1 protein-coding gene is annotated in these 644 nt (G+C 48.0%); it reads left to right on the top strand.

Annotated elements, in window-relative coordinates; translation table 11 throughout:
- Positions 1-644, top strand: a 644-nt coding sequence (locus R7Q46_RS27780) for an AsmA family protein (RefSeq protein WP_318078377.1), incomplete at both ends; no start/stop codon positions are given.

Raw genomic sequence — 644 nt, 5'->3', positions numbered from 1 at the left:
CAGCGCGTCGAATTCTAATTCTCTTACTGGTGGTATTGATTGCCCTTCCGGCGGCCATTATTGCGCTGTTAACCACCTCATACGCCAATTCTACATGGCAATGGGTTTCACCCTACCTTGGCTTACCGATCCAAGCGGAGCGCGTTCATTACGACTTCCCTTACCACCTTTGGCTGCAAAACGTTCGCTCCCAAGACGCTCAACTGCCTTATATTGAACAAGTCGACGTATGGCTGAACCCTGACATACGACGAGATGGGAAATGGATTATCGATAGCTTGCTGATCGATGGGGTGAGTCTAAAAAAAGGCATACCGACACAGCCTAACTTAGAGTCGATCCAGTTCCACCAGATTGCGCTGAAAAATATTGATTACGCGGGTCCGCGCTTTTCCGTACCTGGATTGAGTATCCAAATCCAAGATCCTACTTGGCTAAACGCTCAACAATTATGGCCTTACGGCGCTATTCAGGCCTCTGCAGAACAAATGTATTGGCACGGTGAGGCGATACAAAAAGTACTGGTTGATGTGGATTATCAAGCCCAAAACAGCACCCTCTATGGCACGTCTTTTAAATGGCGAAATAGCCAAATCTCAGGGCAAGGTGAGCAATATCCGCAAGGCTGGTCTTTGGTCAATGTC

The organism is Vibrio sp. 811 (assembly GCF_033339195.1).
The sequence above is the reverse complement of the archived record's forward strand: the minus strand, read 5'-3'. Positions and strand labels throughout refer to the sequence as shown.